Origin of the sequence: Pseudomonas sp. R3-57, from assembly GCF_051132065.1 — a bacterium.
Classification (GTDB): Bacteria; Pseudomonadota; Gammaproteobacteria; order Pseudomonadales; family Pseudomonadaceae; genus Aquipseudomonas.
Genome location: NZ_CP071655.1, coordinates 2,260,016 through 2,277,223 on the forward strand (window position 1 = coordinate 2,260,016; position 17,208 = coordinate 2,277,223).

General features: G+C 61.4%; 12 protein-coding genes. 9 read left to right on the plus strand and 3 right to left on the minus strand.

The window, feature by feature from the left end; translation table 11 throughout:
• Nucleotides 1–61 precede the first annotated feature (61 nt).
• Nucleotides 62–874 carry an exodeoxyribonuclease III gene (gene xthA / locus J3P93_RS10350; RefSeq protein ID WP_434597116.1) on the minus strand — a complete coding sequence of 271 codons (813 nt, stop codon included), beginning with the start codon at nucleotides 872–874 and terminating at the stop codon, nucleotides 62–64.
• Nucleotides 875–1,196: 322 nt separating this feature from the next.
• Between xthA and J3P93_RS10355 the strand changes: the two genes are divergently transcribed.
• The 7 genes from J3P93_RS10355 to J3P93_RS10385 all read left to right on the plus strand — a co-directional run bounded on the left by J3P93_RS10355 (nucleotide 1,197) and on the right by J3P93_RS10385 (nucleotide 12,388).
• Entirely contained in the window at nucleotides 1,197–1,847 is a 651-nt protein-coding gene (locus J3P93_RS10355) for a GNAT family N-acetyltransferase (protein ID WP_434597119.1), read from the plus strand.
• 65 nt (nucleotides 1,848–1,912) lie between these two features.
• Entirely contained in the window at nucleotides 1,913–3,640 is a 1,728-nt protein-coding gene (locus tag J3P93_RS10360) for an autotransporter assembly complex protein TamA (RefSeq protein ID WP_434597122.1), read from the plus strand.
• The gene (locus J3P93_RS10365) at nucleotides 3,637–7,311 is read left to right on the plus strand and encodes a translocation/assembly module TamB domain-containing protein (RefSeq protein ID WP_434597124.1); all 3,675 of its coding nucleotides are present in this window, start codon (nucleotides 3,637–3,639) and stop codon (nucleotides 7,309–7,311) included. Before J3P93_RS10360 ends, J3P93_RS10365 begins: the two co-directional genes overlap by 4 nt.
• A gap of 248 nt (nucleotides 7,312–7,559) precedes the next feature.
• A complete protein-coding gene (locus J3P93_RS10370; protein WP_426159737.1) occupies nucleotides 7,560–8,042 on the plus strand; it encodes a MarR family winged helix-turn-helix transcriptional regulator in 483 nt (160 codons plus the stop codon).
• On the plus strand, nucleotides 8,032–9,501 hold the full coding sequence (locus J3P93_RS10375) for an efflux transporter outer membrane subunit (RefSeq protein ID WP_434597127.1): 1,470 nt from the start codon (nucleotides 8,032–8,034) through the stop codon (nucleotides 9,499–9,501). Before J3P93_RS10370 ends, J3P93_RS10375 begins: the two co-directional genes overlap by 11 nt.
• A 15-nt stretch (nucleotides 9,502–9,516) precedes the next feature.
• Nucleotides 9,517–10,719, plus strand: a complete 1,203-nt coding sequence (locus tag J3P93_RS10380) for an HlyD family efflux transporter periplasmic adaptor subunit (protein ID WP_434597129.1) — start codon at nucleotides 9,517–9,519, stop codon at nucleotides 10,717–10,719.
• 139 nt (nucleotides 10,720–10,858) lie between these two features.
• Nucleotides 10,859–12,388, plus strand: coding sequence for a DHA2 family efflux MFS transporter permease subunit (locus J3P93_RS10385; protein ID WP_090284406.1), 1,530 nt, complete (start codon nucleotides 10,859–10,861; stop codon nucleotides 12,386–12,388).
• Between the two features lie 124 nt (nucleotides 12,389–12,512).
• Here the strand turns inward: J3P93_RS10385 and lpxH are convergent, their stop codons facing one another.
• Together lpxH and J3P93_RS10395 are read right to left on the minus strand one after the other, a co-directional pair.
• Nucleotides 12,513–13,265 carry a UDP-2,3-diacylglucosamine diphosphatase gene (lpxH, locus tag J3P93_RS10390; protein ID WP_434597132.1) on the minus strand — a complete coding sequence of 251 codons (753 nt, stop codon included), beginning with the start codon at nucleotides 13,263–13,265 and terminating at the stop codon, nucleotides 12,513–12,515.
• Nucleotides 13,262–13,765 carry a peptidylprolyl isomerase gene (locus tag J3P93_RS10395; protein ID WP_093100536.1) on the minus strand — a complete coding sequence of 168 codons (504 nt, stop codon included), beginning with the start codon at nucleotides 13,763–13,765 and terminating at the stop codon, nucleotides 13,262–13,264. The genes lpxH and J3P93_RS10395 overlap by 4 nt, the downstream gene beginning before the upstream one ends.
• A 249-nt stretch (nucleotides 13,766–14,014) precedes the next feature.
• Between J3P93_RS10395 and J3P93_RS10400 the strand changes: the two genes are divergently transcribed.
• Together J3P93_RS10400 and cysS are read left to right on the plus strand one after the other, a co-directional pair.
• Entirely contained in the window at nucleotides 14,015–15,712 is a 1,698-nt protein-coding gene (locus tag J3P93_RS10400; RefSeq protein ID WP_426159732.1) for a glutamine--tRNA ligase/YqeY domain fusion protein, read from the plus strand.
• Nucleotides 15,713–15,733: 21 nt separating this feature from the next.
• Nucleotides 15,734–17,116, plus strand: coding sequence for a cysteine--tRNA ligase (cysS, locus tag J3P93_RS10405; RefSeq protein ID WP_434597135.1), 1,383 nt, complete (start codon nucleotides 15,734–15,736; stop codon nucleotides 17,114–17,116).
• Nucleotides 17,117–17,208: the final 92 nt, after the last annotated feature.

Here is a 17,208-nt window from a genome sequence, read left to right on the forward strand (position 1 = left end):
TGACCGGTACACCGCTATCGCGAGCAGGCTCACTCCTACAGGTATTGCGTAAGGCTTGGGATCAGGCCAGCTCGAGCCAGATCGGCGCGTGGTCCGAGGGCTTTTCCATGCCGCGCAGTTCGTAGTCCACGCCGGCATCCTTCACCCGCGGGAGCAAACCCTGGGAGGCGAGAATCACGTCGATGCGCAGGCCACGCTTGGGTTCATCCTCAAAACCACGGCTGCGGTAGTCGAACCAGCTGAACATGTCGGTCACGTCCGGGTTCAGGTGCCGGTAGCTGTCGGTCAGGCCCCAGTTTTTCAGGCGCGCCATCCACTCGCGTTCTTCCGGCAGGAAGCTGCATTTACCGGTTTTCAGCCAGCGCTTCATGTTGTCCGGGCCGATGCCGATGTCGCAGTCTTCCGGGGAAATGTTCACATCGCCCATCACCACCAGCGGCAGTTCGTTGTGAAACTGGCTTTCCAGCAACGCTTGCAGATCGCTGTAGAAACGCTGCTTGGCGGGGAATTTCGTCGGGTGGTCGCGACTTTCGCCCTGGGGGAAATAGCCGTTCATGATCGTCACCGGTACGCCATTGGCGTCGGCGAAAGTGCCCCAGATAAAACGCCGTTGGGCATCTTCTTCGTCGGTGGCGAAACCTTTGTGAATAGCGATCGGCTCTTGGCGCGAAAGCAGGGCGACACCGTAATGGCCTTTCTGTCCGTGGAAGTACACGTGGTAGCCGAGCGCGCGCACTTCTTCCAGCGGGAACTGGTCGTCGTGGACCTTGGTTTCCTGCAGGCCGATCACGTCCGGTTGATGTTTTTCGATCAGCGCCGCCAGCTGATGCGGACGGGCCCGCAGTCCGTTGATGTTGAAGGAAACAATCTTCATGGTCGGCAGTCCTGGCAAAAGGGCGATGCTAGCTGACATGGGGGATGGGGGCCAGTGTGGGAGAAATCATTTTGACCTGTGGGATTTGTAGCGCCTGTTCCGGCCTCATCGCTGGCAAGCCAGCTCCCACAGGTTTCTGTGTTGTGGGGGAATGTTGTGAACGGCACGGACATTGTGGGAGCTGGCTTGCCAGCGATGAGGCCGGAACAGTCGATGAAGATCCAGAGCTGGTCTAACCTGTCAGGGGAACCACACCACCCGCCCAAGGTTCGTACCAACAAGCGCGCCATCCTTCGAGCGCGTCCCGGGGAGAATCACCACCATGCCTGACACCCAGAACGCCATCGCCGACATCCACATGCTCGACCGCGGTTATTCCCGCGAAGCGCGTTCGCTGCTGTATCAGGCCTACCGTCACGAGCCGACCTTCGGCTACCTGTTCGAAGCCGAACGCCCCGGTTATGAGCAACGCGTGCGCGCGACGGTGCGCGAGCTGGTCAAGCAGCATTTTCTCCAGGACCTGCCGGCGATCGGTCTGCTGGTCAACGATCGGCTGATCGGCATCGCCCTGATCGCGCCACCACAACGGCGCCTGGGCGTGACGGAAAGCTGGGCGTGGCGCCTGCGCATGGTGCTCAGCACCGGTTTTCGCTGCACCCGGCGCTATCTGGAATATCACGATGCCGTCGCCGCGTGCGTGCCCGGTGACTCGGTGCACATGCTGCCGTTGCTCGGCGTGCATCCGCAATTTCAGGGCAAGCACTACGGCGAACAATTGCTCACCGCCGTGCACAACTGGTGCGCGGTGGATGAAACCTCGCAAGGCGTGGTGCTCGACACCGGTAACCCGCGCTACCTGGAATTCTATAAAAGGCAGGGTTATCAGGAGATCGGCGAGGTTGCCGTCGGGCCGGTGCGCGAGCACGTGTTTTTCCACGCCAATCCGCAGGTGTTACAAACAGCAACAGGGTAATAATCGAACTTCTTGGGAAATTTCCTGTTCTATCACGCTCCCCAGCCCTGATAGCATCCGCGCCTATGAAGTTTCCAGGAAGATTTACCAGTGGCGTGCTCATGCTGTTATCCAGCTGCGCGGCGCTGGCGCAAAGTGAATTGGATGTACGGATCAAACCGTCCAACGATGAACTCAAGGCCAATATAGAAGGCTATATCGGCAGCCTCGGCGATCGTGACGAAGAAGCCTTGCAGCGCTTCAGTCGCGGTGCCGAAGAACAGGCGCGCAAGGCCGCCCAGGCGTTGGGCTACTACCAGCCGCAGATCGACAGCGACGTCAAGGGCGGGGAAAAACCGCGTCTGGTGCTCAACATCGATCCCGGCGAGCCGATCCGCCTGCGCAACGTCACCGTGCGAGTCGACGGCCCGGCAGCCTCTCTCAAATCCTTTCGTGTGCCGAAAAGCGACCTGCTCAAATCCGGCGCGGTGCTCAATCACGGCCACTACGAAGACGCGAAAAGAGTTATTCAGAATCAGGCCTCGCGCTTCGGCTTCTTCAGCGGCCATTTCACCAGCCAGAAGCTGCTGGTCGACCCGCGCGCCGGCGTCGCCGATGTCGAGCTGATCTATGACAGCGGCCCGCGTTATGCGCTGGGCAAGGTGAAATTCGAGGGCGACACGCCGTTCGACGAAGACCTGCTGCAACGCATGGTGCCGTTCAAGGCCGGCGAGCCGTACGACTCCGAGCTGATCGCCGAGCTCAACCGCGACCTGCAGTCGAGCGGCTATTTCGAAGGCGTGCGCGTCGACGCGGCACCGACGGCGGCCAAAGATCAGGTGATCCCGGTCGACGTCAAACTCGACACGCGCAAACCGCGCACCATGGGCTTGGGCCTCGGTTATTCGACTGACGTCGGCCCACGCATCAAAGCCAACTGGACCCGTCATTGGGTCAATCCGCAAGGCGACAGCTATGGCTGGGAAGCCGAGCTTTCGGCGCCACGGCAAAACGTCGGGCTGTTTTACGACATTCCGCTCGACCCGCCGCTGACCGACAAACTGCGCTGGGCCGGTGGTTATCAATTCGAAGACATCGAAGGCTCCGACACGCGCAGCAAACTGCTCACCTTCGGCCCGGAATGGCACAGCAAGTTGCCCAGCGGCTGGCAGCGGGTGATCTCGCTGAAATGGCAGCGCGAGGAATACGAACTCGGCGACGACTCCGGCCTGAGCACCTTGCTGATGCCCGGCATCAGTTATTCCTACCTGAAAAGCGACAACCGCATCGACCCGCACAACGGTTATCGCCTGAGTTTCGAAAGCAAAGTGGCGAAGGAAGGCCTCGGTTCCGACAACAACCTGTTATATGGCACGGCGCTGGTCAAAGGCCTGACCACGGTGTTCGACAAGCACCGTTTGCTCGGGCGTGTGCAGGTCGGCGGCAGCGCCACCAACGGCTACAATTCGATCCCGCCGTCGCTGCGCTTCTTCGCCGGTGGCGATCAGAGTGTGCGCGGTTACGACTATCAGAGCCTGTCGCCGAAAAACTCCGACAATAAACGTATCGGTGGCCGCTATATGGTCGCCGGCAGCGTTGAATATCAATATTCAGTCGCGGAGAAATGGCGCGTGGCGACCTTCGTCGACCAAGGCAACTCCTTCAACAAACTTGAACTGCCGAACCTCAAGACCGGGGTCGGGATTGGCGTGCGCTGGGTCTCGCCGGTCGGGCCGATCCGCCTCGACCTCGCCCATGCGCTGGACGACGACGGCGGCATCCGGCTGCATTTTTCCATGGGGCCTGAGCTGTGAAGCGTGGTTTGAAAATAACGGCACTGACGCTGCTGGCGTTGCTGCTGTTGATTGTATTGACGCTCAGCGCCGTGCTCGGCACTCAGGCCGGCAGTCGCTGGGCGCTGGGGCTCATTCCGGGCTTGAGCGCGGAGAATTTCCAGGGTCGCCTCGGCGGGCAGTGGAGCGCCGATCATCTTCTGTGGCAGCAGGGCACTGGCCGTGTCGAGCTGAACAAGGCGATCTTCGCCTGGTCGCCGCTGTGCCTGACGCGCATGACCCTGTGCATCGATCAGCTCAAGGCCGATCAGGTCATCCTGCAATTTCCGCCAAGTGAAGAAACCACTGAGAGCGGCCCGATCAAACTGCCGGATTTGCAGTTGCCGGTGGCCATCGAACTGGGCGACGTGCGGGTCGGCAGCCTGCTGTTCAACGGCAGCGAGCAGCTTAAAGGCTTGCAACTGGCCGCGCACTGGAGTGCTCAAGGTCTGCAGATCGACAGCGTGAAATTGCAGCGTGACGAACTCAGCCTGAACCTGTCCGGCCTGCTGCAACCGACCGGCAACTGGCCGCTGACGATTCAGGGTGATTTGACGTTACCTGCGCCGGGCACTGAACCATGGACTCTGGCCCTGAAAGCCGAGGGTGATCTGCTCAAGACCCTCAACCTGCACGCCGAAAGTCGTGGCTACCTCGACGGCCAATTGACCGGCGAGTTGCAGCCGCTGGTGGAAAACCTGCCGGCCAAGGTGCGTATCACCAGTGAAGCATTCAAACCCAGCGCCGAACTGCCGGACACCCTCCAATTCAATCAGTTAGTGCTGACTGGCGAGGGCGATCTGCAAAACGGTTATCAGCTCAACGGCACCGCCACATTGCCCGCCGACACAGCCCCGGTGACGCTGCTGCTCAAGGGCAAAGTCGACGCCAACGGTGCGCAAATCGCCGGCCTTGATCTGACGGCCAACGACAAACAAAGCCTCAAACTCAACGGTAACGTCGACTGGAGCAAAGGGCTCAGCGCGCAAGCCAACATCAACTGGCAGGACTTCCCCTGGCATCGGCTCTACAACGAAATCGACGAGCCACAAGTCGCTTTGCGTACCTTCACGGGTGAAGTTTCCTACACCGACGGTCAGTACCTCGGCAACTTCGCCGCCGCACTGGATGGCCCGGCCGGCGCGTTCACCCTGAGCAGTCCGTTCAGCGGCAGCCTCGAACAGATCGCCTTGCCGCAACTGGTGATGGAAGCGGGGCAGGGCAAGGCCGAAGGCCACGTCAAGGTCAAATTCGCCGACGGCATCGCCTGGGACACCGCGCTGCAACTGTCGGCACTGAATCCGGCGTACTGGGTCGCCGAACTGCCGGGCACGTTGGCCGGGCCGCTGAAAAGCTCTGGCGAAATGAAAAACGAGCGCCTGAGCCTCAACGCCGATCTGGATCTCAAAGGCAAACTGCGCGGGCAACCGGCGATCTTGCAAGCCAAGGCTGATGGTGCTGGCGAGCAGTGGAATCTCAACGCCCTGCAAATCCGTCTCGGCGACAACAGCATCAGCGGCAAGGGCAGCCTGCAACAGAAGCTCGCCGGGCAGATCGACATCAAGCTGCCGCGTCTGGCCCAGCTCTGGCCGCAGTTGCGCGGGCAGGTCAACGGCCAGGTCAACGTCGCCGGCACGTTGAAGGCGCCACAGGGCAAACTCGACTTGCAGGGCTCGCAACTGGTGTTCCAGGACAATCGCCTGCAAAGCCTCAACCTCGACGCCCATCTCGACAGTGGGCAACGGGCGAAGATCGATCTGAAGGGCAGCGGCATTCAGGTCGGCGACACGTCGCTGGGCACGCTGACCGCCAGCGCCCAAGGGGATATCAAAAGCCAGAAGCTTAACCTTGATCTGCTCGGACCCAAGTTGAAACTGGCGCTGGGGCTGGACGGCAATCTGGATCAGGGCAACTGGCGCGGGCGTCTGGCCAGCGGCGATATTCAGGCCGGCGGGCAGGACTGGAAGTTGCAGAGTCCGGCGAAACTGGAACGCCTCGCCGACGGCAAGATCAACTTTGGCGCGCATTGCTGGACCTCCGGCAGTGCCAGCCTGTGCGGCGAAGATCAACGGCTGGTGCCCGAGCCGAAACTGCGTTATCACCTCAAGCAGTTTCCGCTGGAAAGTCTGGCGCAGTGGTTGCCGAAAGACTTCGCCTGGCAGGGCCGGCTCAATGCCGATCTACAACTCGACCTGCCGGCCAGCGGCCCCAACGGCGTGGTCAGCATCGACGCCAGCGGCGGTACCTTGCGCATGCGCGACCAGCAGCAATGGCTGGATTTCCCGTACCAGACGCTCAGGCTCACCAGCAAACTGACGCCGAAACGCGTCGACACCGAACTGAATTTCGTCGGCGGCAAGCTCGGCGAACTGCTGGTGCAGGCGCAGCTCAATCCGTTGCCAAAAAACAAACCGTTGAGCGGCTCGTTCCGCCTCTCCGGCCTCGACCTGTCGGTGGCGCGACCGTTTGTGCCAATGGTGGAAAAACTCACCGGCCGCCTCAACGGCAGCGGCACGATTTCCGGCGGCCTGCTGGCGCCGCTGGTCAACGGCACGGTGCAACTGAGCGACGGCGAAGTGTCCGGCGCCGAATTGCCGATGGAGCTGCAGAACCTGCAACTGACTGCGGCGATTGCCGGTGAATCGGTGCGCCTCGATGGCGGCTGGAACAGCGGCAAGAGCGGGCGCGGCAGTCTCAACGGTAATGTCGGCTGGGGCCAGGCGCTGGTGGTCGATCTGGCGTTGAAAGGCACGCAGTTGCTGGTCACCGTCGAGCCGTACGCCAAGCTTGAAGTGGCGCCGGACCTGAAGATTTCCATGGCCGGCGACGAGCTGAAAATCGCCGGCAAGGTGCTGGTGCCCAACGGTGAAATCACCGTGCGCGAACTGCCGCCGTCTACCGTGAAAGTCTCGGACGACACGATCATCGTCGGCGCACAGACCGAAGAGGGCAAAGCGCCGCTCGCGATGAAGATGGACATCGACGTGATCGTCGGCCAGAACAAGCTGAGCTTCGCCGGTTTTGGCCTGACCGCCAACCTGCAAGGTCAGGTGCACATCGGCGACAACATGGACACCCGTGGCGAGCTGTGGCTCAACGACGGCCGCTACCGCGCCTACGGCCAGCGCCTGACGGTACGGCGTGCGCGTCTGTTGTTCGCCGGCCCCATCGATCAGCCCTATCTGGACATCGAAGCGATCCGCCAGACCGACGACGTGATCGCCGGCATCCGCCTCAGCGGCAGCGCGGAACAGCCGACCACGCAGATCTTCTCGGAACCTGCGATGAGTCAGGAGCAGGCCTTGTCCTATCTGGTTCTCGGCCGTCCACTGAGCACCAACGGCGAAGACAACAACATGCTCGCCCAAGCCGCGCTGGGCTTGGGCCTGATGGGAAGCGCCGGGGTCACCAGTGGCCTGGCCAAGGATCTGGGGATTCAGGATTTCCAGCTCGACACCCAGGGCAGCGGCAACGACACCAGCGTCGTCGCCAGCGGCAACATCTCCGAAACACTCAGCCTGCGCTACGGCGTCGGCGTGTTCGAACCGGCCAGCACGATTGCCCTGCGCTATAAGCTGAGCAAGAAGGTGTATGTCGAAGCGGCCAGTGGTGTCGCCAGTTCGCTGGATATTTTCTACAAACGCGATTTTTAGATCGCGCTTGCGTTATTGATCGTTCCCACGCTCCGCGTGGGAATGCCTCAAGGGACGCTCTGCGTTCCAGCTCCCCGACAGGGACGCAGAGCGTCCCAAGCTGCATTCCCACGCGGAGCGTGGGAACGATCCCGTGTGCTCGGTCAGTGACTAATTACCAAGCCCCCTAACTATTACGTTGACATTCGCTGCCTAGGCAGTAACATCTCGACATACATTCACTGCCTAGGCAGTTATCAGGTGGACCGATGAAGCATTTCACCCCCGACGAATTCAAGCATTGCCATCTCGGCCTGTTGCTCGGCCGTGCCGCGCTGCTCAAGGACCGGATCATCGATACGCACATGGAACCCCACGGCATCACCGCCGCGCAGTTCAAGGTGTTGATCATCATGGCCCAGTTCGGCGTCGACACCCCGGCCGAGCTGTGCCGGCACCTGTCGCTGGACAGCGGGTCGATGACGCGCATGCTCGATCGTCTGGAGCAGAAAGGTTTTCTGCTGCGCCAACGCAGCGAAGATGACCGCCGGCAGGTGCAGTTGAAACTGACGGGACAGGGCCAGCAACTGACCGATCGCCTGCCGCAGATTGGTGCCGATGCGATGAACGAACTGGCCGGTGCCATCTCCCGCGAAGAGTTGAAAACTCTGGAATACATCCTCAAGAAAATCCTGCTGGCGGCCGGTGATCCGATCACCCTCCAGCGCTTAGGTGACCACAATGAGCGGTAAAACCTTGCGCAGCAGCCTGACGCTGCTGCTGTCGGCGATGATCCTCGCCGGTTGCGCCAACTACGGCGGCCTCGATACCGAAGGTCAGCGTCTTGACGCCGCGAACCTGAAGACAGCGCAATCTCTGGACGGCGTCAGCCTGTCGCCAGCGGCATGGCCGAAGAGCGATTGGTGGACCAGTCTCGGCGATCCGCAGCTCGACGGCCTGATCCGCGAAGCGCTGCACGACAGCCCCGACATGCAGATCGCCGCCGCCCGTGCCCATCAGGCCAGCGCCGCAGCGTATGCCGCCGATGCCGAGCGCTATCCGACCCTCGACGCCAGCGCCGGCATCAGCCGTTCGCGGCTGGCCCGTGATCAGGATCCGCTGGGGCAGGGCGGCGCCTATTCGACGGTGCGCAATGTCAGCGCCGGCTTCAATTACAACTTCGACCTGTGGGGCGGCCAGCGCGATGCCTGGGAAGCTGCACTCGGTGAGGCGCGCGCCGCCGAAGTCGATCGTCAGGCTGCGCAACTGACGCTGGCTGCCGACGTCGCCCGCGCTTACAGCGATCTTGGTCAGGCGCATATCGTTTACGACCTGGCCAACGAAGACCTAAAGCGCACCCGGCAGATGCTCGACCTGAGCCAGCGTCGCCTGAGTTCCGGGATCGACAGTCAGTACCAGTTTCAGCAAACGCAAAGTCTGGAAGCCAGTTCCCAGGCCAGCCTGATCGACGCAGAGAAACGCCTGCACAGCGCCAAAGTCGCGCTGGCGGTATTGCTCGGCAAAGGCCCGGATCGCGGCAACGAAATCGCTCGGCCAAAACTCTTGCAAGCCAGTGCCGTTGCCGTGCCGTCGGTATTGCCTGCCGAACTGCTCGGGCGGCGTCCCGATCTGGTCGCGGCGCGCTGGCGTGTCGAGGCGGCGAGCAAGGATATCGACGCCGCCAGGACGCGTTTTTATCCGAATCTCAACCTGAGCGCGTCGGCGGGTGCCGAATCGTTGCTGGGTGATGCGATGTTCGGTTCCGCCAGTCGCTTCTTCAACATCGCGCCAACCGTGTCGCTGCCGATTTTCGATGGTGGGCGCCTGCGCGCCAACCTCGATGCGCGTGATGCCGATTACGACCTCGCGGTGGCGCAGTACAACAAAAGTCTGGTGAAAGCCCTCGGCGATGTCGGCGACACGATCAACCAGTTGCGTGATATCGGCCGGCAGATCGCCGCGCAGCAGCACGCCACCGACATTGCTCAGGATTCTTACAACACCGCGGTCCAGCGTTACGGTTCCGGCATCGGCAACTACCTGGACGTGCTCAGCATCGAGCAGCAATTGCTCCAGGCCCAGCGTCAGCTGGCCACGCTCAATGCCGAGCAGATCGACCTGTCGATTCAACTGATGCAAGCGCTGGGCGGCGGCTTCCAGGGTGAAAACCTGACCGCGGCCAACGCCAGCCCAGCCCCGTCGCACCACTAATTCAAGGTATTTGTCATGGCCACTGCCGAAAACACTCAAGCTCAAGACAACACCCCGGACACCGGCAACCCGCGCAAACGCAAGGTGATGCTGCTGACGCTGGCCGTGGTCGTCCTGCTCGCCATTACTGGCGTGTGGGCGTATCACGAATTCATCGGGCGCTGGAGCGAAAGCACCGACGACGCCTACGTCAACGGCAACGTCGTGGAAATCACCCCGCTGGTGACCGGCACCGTGGTCAGCATCGGTGCCGACGACGGTGATCTGGTTCAGGAGGGCCAGGTGCTGGTCAACTTCGACCCCAACGACGCCGAAGTCGGCCTGCAAAGTGCCGAGGCCAAACTGGCGCGCACCGTGCGTCAGGTGCGCGGCTTGTACAGCAACGTCGACGGCATGAAAGCCCAGGTCAACGCGCAACAGGCCGAAGTGCAGAAGGCGCAGGACAACTACAACCGCCGCAAGAATCTGGCGCAGGGCGGGGCGATTTCCCAGGAAGAACTGTCCCACGCTCGCGACGACCTGACCTCGGCGCAGAACGCCCTGGCCAATGCCAAACAGCAACTGAAGACCACCAGCGCACTGGTCGATGACACCGTGGTGTCGTCGCACCCGGATGTGATGTCGGCGGCTGCCGATTTGCGTCAGGCCTACCTGACCAATGCGCGCAGCACCTTGATCGCGCCAGTCACCGGTTACGTCGCCAAGCGCACCGTGCAGCTCGGTCAGCGCGTACAGCCGGGCACCGCGCTGATGGCGGTGATTCCGCTGAATCAACTGTGGATCGACGCCAACTTCAAGGAAACCCAACTGCGTGACATGCGCATCGGTCAGCCGGTGGACATCGAAGCCGACCTGTACGGCAGCGACGTCAAGTACAGCGGCACCGTCGACAGCCTCGGCGCCGGCACCGGTAGCGCGTTTGCCTTGCTGCCAGCGCAGAACGCCACCGGTAACTGGATCAAGATCGTCCAGCGGGTGCCGGTGCGTATTCACATCAATGCCGAAGAGCTGGCCAAACATCCGCTGCGCGTCGGTCTGTCGACCAATGTCGAAGTGAACCTGCACGACCAGAGCGGCCCGGTGCTGGCGCAGCAGCCGCCGCAAAAAGCCTCGTTCAGCACCAACGTGTATGAGCGCCAACTGGCTGAAGCGGACGCGATGATTGCCCAGCTGATCCACGACAACAGCGCCGTGGCGAGCAAGACCGCACAGCGCTGATCCGCACGGACCCTGTAGGCCTTCGCCTGCTCGCGATAGTGGTGAGTCAGTCACCGACGATGTCGACTGTTACACCGCTATCGCGAGCAGGCGAAGGCCTACAGGGGTGCGGTGTCCATTAGGTTTCAAGGGATCCACCATGAGCAATAACGCTTCTTTCACGCCGCCCAGCCTGTTGCTCAGCACCATTGGCCTGTCGCTGGCGACGTTCATGCAGGTGCTCGACACCACCATCGCCAACGTGGCGTTGCCGACGATTTCCGGCAACCTGGGGGTGAGTTCGGAGCAGGGCACCTGGGTGATCACTTCGTTCGCCGTGAGCAACGCCATTGCGCTGCCGCTGACCGGCTGGCTCAGCCGCCGTTTCGGCGAGGTGAAACTGTTTCTGTGGGCGACGATGCTGTTTGTGCTGGCGTCGTTTCTCTGTGGTATTTCCACCTCGATGCCCGAGCTGATCGGCTTTCGCGTCCTGCAAGGTCTGGTCGCCGGGCCGTTGTATCCGATGACCCAAACCCTGTTGATCGCGGTGTATCCGCCGGCGAAACGCGGGATGGCCCTGGCGTTATTGGCGATGGTCACGGTGGTCGCGCCGATTGCCGGGCCGATTCTCGGCGGCTGGATCACCGACAGTTACAGCTGGCCGTGGATCTTCTTCATCAACGTGCCGATCGGGATTTTTGCGGTGATGGTGGTGCGTTCGCAACTGGCCAAGCGGCCGGTGGTCACCAGCCGCCAGCCGATGGATTACGTCGGTCTGATCACGCTGATCATTGGCGTCGGCGCGCTGCAGGTGATCCTCGACAAGGGCAATGACCTGGACTGGTTCGAGTCGAACTTCATCATCATTGGCGCGGCGATTTCCGTGGTCGCGCTGGCGGTGTTCGTGATCTGGGAAATGACCGACCAGCATCCCGTCGTCAACCTGCGCCTGTTCGCCTATCGCAACTTTCGCATCGGCACGCTGGTGCTGGTCTTGGGTTACGCCGGCTTCTTCGGCATCAACCTGATCCTGCCGCAATGGCTGCAGACGCAAATGGGTTACACCGCGACCTGGGCCGGGCTGGCCGTGGCGCCGATCGGTATTCTGCCGGTGCTGCTATCGCCGTTTGTTGGCAAATATGCGCACAAGTTCGACCTGCGCCTGCTCGCCGGGCTGGCGTTTCTGGCGATCGGCCTGAGCTGCTTCATGCGCGCCGAGTTCACCAACGAGGTCGACTTCCAGTCCATCGCGCTGGTGCAGTTGTTCATGGGTATTGGCGTGGCGCTGTTCTTCATGCCGACGCTGAGCATCCTGATGTCGGATCTGCCGCCGAGCCAGATTGCCGATGGCGCTGGCCTAGCGACATTCCTGCGGACCTTGGGCGGCAGCTTCGCGGCGTCGCTGACCACATGGATCTGGATTCGCCGGGCGAATCAGCATCACGCCTACATGAGCGAGAGCATCAGTACCTTCGAACCGGCCACGCGCGAAACCTTGCATGCGCTGGGCGGGGCGAGTCAGCCGGCATATGCGCAGATGGACCAGATCCTTTCCAGTCAGGCGTACATGTTGTCGACCGTGGATTACTTCACGCTGCTGGGGTGGGGGTTTATGGGGTTGATTCTGATTGTGTGGCTGGCGAAGCCGCCGTTTGCTGCCAAAGCAGGGCCTGCCGCCAGCGGTCACTGATCCGAAGCGCGATCAACTGTAGGAGTGAGCCTGCTCGCGATAGCGGTGGATCAGTCACAAAGATGTTGAATGTGATATCGCTATCGCGAGCAGGCTCACTCCTACAATTGTTTTGTATTTGCCTTTAAATCGTTGGGGCGGGCAGGGCTGGTGGCGGTGCGAAATCGAACGGTGCCAACGCATACCCGCTCTCATCCACCTGCAACGCCCAACCCTGACGATCCCAATCGCCCAGCACAATGCGCTTCGCTGCTTGCTCGCCCAGTTGCAGCTTATGGATGGCGGGGCGGTGGGTGTGGCCGTGGATCAGGGTGTTCACGCCGAACTGCTGCATGATCCGCGGAATCTCTTCCGGCGTGACATCAACAATGTCATTGGCCTTCATCCGCACCTGCGCGCGGCTTTCGCTGCGCAGCTTGCGCGCCAGTTTATGGCGCGTGCGCAGCGGCAGATTGCGCAGGATGAACAAGGTGATCGGGTTGCGCAGATAACGGCGCAGCTTCATATAGCCGACGTCGCGGGTACACAGGCTGTCGCCGTGCATCAGCAGCACCGGCTCGCCGTAGAACTGCACGACACTCGGGTCCTTCAACAGCGTGCAGCCGGCCTGTTTGCAAAAAGCCTTGCCGAGCATGAAGTCGCGATTGCCGTGCATGAGGAAAATGGCCGTGCCGCTGTCGCTCAAGTTGCGCAGGGCTTGGCAGATGGAACGCTGGAAGGGCGTCATGGCGTCGTCGCCGATCCATGCCTCGAAGAAGTCGCCGAGGATGTACAAGGCACTCGCCGAGCGGGCGCGTCCGGCGAGCAAATCCAGAAACGCCCGGGTAATGTCCGGGCGCTCCTCTTCCAGATGCAAGTCTGAAATCAGCAATATCACTCAATGATCTCGGCTTTCTCGATGATCACGTCGTCTGCTGGCACGTCCTGGTGGCCGGCCTTGGAAGTGGTCGACACGCCTTTGATCTTGTCGACAACGTCGGTGCCTGCGGTGACTTTACCGAATACCGCGTAGCCCCAGCCCTGCACGTTCTTGCCGCTGTGGTTGAGGAAAGTGTTGTCGGCGACGTTGATGAAGAACTGTGCCGAAGCCGAATGCGGCTCCATGGTGCGGGCCATGGCGACGGTGTACTTGTCGTTGGAAAGACCGTTGTCCGCTTCGTTCTGGATGCTTGGACGCTTGTCTTTCTTCTCTTTCATGCCTGGCTCGAAACCGCCGCCCTGGATCATGAAGTTACCGATGACGCGGTGGAACACGGTGTTGGTGTAGTGACCGGCGTTAACGTATTCGATGAAGTTGGCGACGGTGATCGGCGCCTTTTCAGCGTTCAGTTCGATGACGATGTCGCCATGGTTGGTGGTCAGTTTGACTTGAGTCATGATCGCTACTCTTCTGAGGAATTCGTGGTTTTGGGACCTTCAGCCCCGCAACCGGTTCAGCCTGCTTCGGCCAAGGTGCGCAGTTTAGCGTGACAGGCGCGAATTTCGAGGCGGTTTTTCATTTCCGCGCGATTAAATGCGCCGCTTTATGGAGCCTGCTCTGTCAGCCCCTTGACGGCATCGGCTATGATAGCGGCTTTGTTTTGTCTGGCCCGTTCTGCGGCCGCGCACATGTAAGTCAAGGATCCTATGAGCAAGCCCACTGTCGACCCTACCTCGAATGCCAAGTCCGGCCCTGCCGTGCCGGTCAATTTCCTGCGGCCGATCATCCAGGCAGACCTGGACTCGGGCAAGCACACCCAGATCGTCACGCGTTTTCCGCCCGAGCCCAACGGCTACCTGCACATCGGCCACGCCAAGTCGATCTGCGTGAATTTCGGTCTGGCCCAGGAGTTCGGCGGCGTCACGCACTTGCGTTTCGACGACACCAACCCGGCCAAGGAAGACCAGGAATACATCGACGCGATCGAAAGCGACGTCAAATGGCTGGGCTTCGAGTGGTCCGGTGAAGTGCGCTACGCCTCGCAGTATTTCGACCAGCTGCACGACTGGGCGGTCGAGCTGATCAAGGCCGGCAAGGCCTACGTCGACGACCTGACCCCGGAGCAGGCCAAGGAATACCGTGGCAGCCTGACCGAACCGGGCAAGAACAGCCCGTTCCGTGACCGCTCGGTAGAGGAAAACCTCGACCTGTTCGCGCGCATGAAGGCCGGTGAATTCCCGGACGGCGCGCGCGTGCTGCGAGCGAAGATCGACATGGCCTCGCCGAACATGAACCTGCGCGACCCGATCATGTACCGCATCCGCCACGCTCATCACCACCAGACCGGCGACAAGTGGTGCATCTACCCGAACTACGATTTCACCCACGGTCAGTCGGACGCCATCGAAGGCATCACCCATTCGATCTGCACCCTGGAATTCGAAAGCCATCGTCCGCTGTACGAGTGGTTCCTCGAGCACTTGCCCGTGCCGGCGCAGCCGCGTCAGTACGAGTTCAGCCGCCTGAACCTCAACTACACCATCACCAGCAAGCGCAAGCTCAAGCAACTGGTCGATGAAAAGCACGTCAACGGCTGGGACGACCCGCGCATGTCCACGCTGTCGGGCTTCCGCCGTCGTGGCTACACGCCGAAATCGATCCGCAACTTCTGCGAAATGATCGGCACCAACCGCTCCGACGGCGTGGTCGACTTCGGCATGCTCGAATTCAGCATCCGCGACGACCTCGACCACAGCGCACCGCGCGCCATGTGCGTGCTGCGTCCGCTGAAAGTGGTCATCACCAACTACCCGGAAGGCCAGGTCGAAAACCTCGAACTGCCACGCCACCCGAAAGAGGACATGGGCGTGCGCGCCTTGCCGTTCGCCCGGGAAATCTACATCGACCGTGACGACTTCATGGAAGAGCCGCCAAAAGGCTACAAGCGCCTGGAGCCGGCCGGTGAAGTGCGTCTGCGCGGCAGCTATGTGATCCGTGCCGACGAAGCGATCAAGGACGCCGACGGCAACATCGTCGAACTGCGTTGCTCGTACGATCCGGAAACCCTCGGCAAGAACCCGGAAGGGCGCAAGGTCAAAGGCGTGATCCACTGGGTTCCGGCCGCCGCCAGCGTCGAGTGCGAAGTGCGTCTGTACGATCGCCTGTTCCGTTCGCCGAACCCGGAGAAGGCCGAAGACAGCGCGAGTTTCCTCGACAACATCAACCCTGACTCACTGCAAGTGCTGACCGGTTGTCGCGCCGAGCCATCGCTCGGCAATGCACAGCCGGAAGACCGTTTCCAGTTCGAGCGCGAAGGCTACTTCGTCGCGGATCTGAAGGACTCGAAACCCGGTCAGCCGGTATTCAACCGTACCGTGACCCTGCGTGATTCGTGGGGCCAGTGAGACAGCGTCAAGGAAATTAACGTGCTGACGATCTACAACACGCTCACCAAGAGCAAAGAAGTCTTCAAGCCGCTGGATGGCAACAAGGTGCGCATGTACGTCTGCGGGATGACCGTGTACGACTACTGCCACCTTGGCCACGGCCGCAGCATGGTCGCGTTCGACCTGGTGACGCGCTGGCTGCGCTTCAGCGGCTACGACCTGACCTACGTACGCAACATCACCGACATCGACGACAAGATCATCAACCGCGCCAACGAGAACGGTGAATCGTTCGAAGCGTTGACCGAGCGCATGATCGCCGCGATGCACGAAGACGAAGCGCGCCTGAACATCAAGAAGCCGGACATGGAACCGCGCGCCACGGATCACATTCCGGGCATGCACGCGATGATCCAGACCTTGATCGACAAGGGTTACGCCTACGCCCCGGGCAATGGCGACGTGTACTACCGCGTCGCCAAATTCATGGGCTACGGCAAGCTGTCGCGCAAGAAGATTGAAGACCTGCGCATCGGCGCACGCATCGAAGTCGACGAGTCGAAACAGGACCCGCTCGACTTCGTCCTGTGGAAAGCCGCCAAGCCAGGCGAGCCGAGCTGGGAATCGCCGTGGGGCGCCGGGCGTCCGGGCTGGCACATTGAGTGCTCGGTGATGTCGACCTGCTGCCTCGGCGAGACGTTCGACATTCATGGCGGCGGCAGCGACCTCGAGTTTCCGCACCACGAGAACGAAATCGCCCAGAGCGAAGCGGCCACCGGCAAGACCTACGCCAACGCGTGGATGCATTGCGGGATGATTCGCATCAACGGCGAGAAGATGTCCAAGTCGTTGAACAACTTCTTCACCATCCGCGACGTGCTGGAAAAGTACCACCCGGAAGTCGTGCGTTACCTGCTGGTGTCGAGCCACTACCGCAGCGCGATCAACTACTCGGAGGACAACCTCAAGGACGCCAAAGGCGCACTGGAGCGTTTCTACCACGCGTTGAAGGGCCTGCCGAACGTGGCACCGGCCGGCGGCGAAGCGTTCGTCGAGCGTTTCACTGCGGTGATGAACGATGACTTTGGCACGCCGGAAGCCTGCGCTGTGTTGTTTGAGATGGTGCGTGAGATCAACCGCCTGCGTGAGAGCGATCTCGATGCAGCGGCCGGTCTGGCGGCGCGTCTCAAAGAGCTGGCGAGTGTGCTGGGTGTGTTGCAGCTCGAAGCCGATGACTTTCTGCAGGCGGGCGCCGAAGGGCGTGTCGATGCGGCTGAGGTCGATGCGCTGATTGCTGCGCGTCTGGCGGCTCGGGCCGCGAAGGACTGGGCCGAGTCGGACCGCATTCGTGATCAGCTCACGGCGATGGGCGTGGTGCTGGAAGATGGCAAGGGTGGCACGACCTGGCGGTTGGCTGACTGATTGCTTGATCCACTTCTTCATTTGATCGTTCCCACGCTCTGCGTGGGAATGCCTCAACGGACGCTCCGCGTTCGGCTCTGCAGGGACGCAGA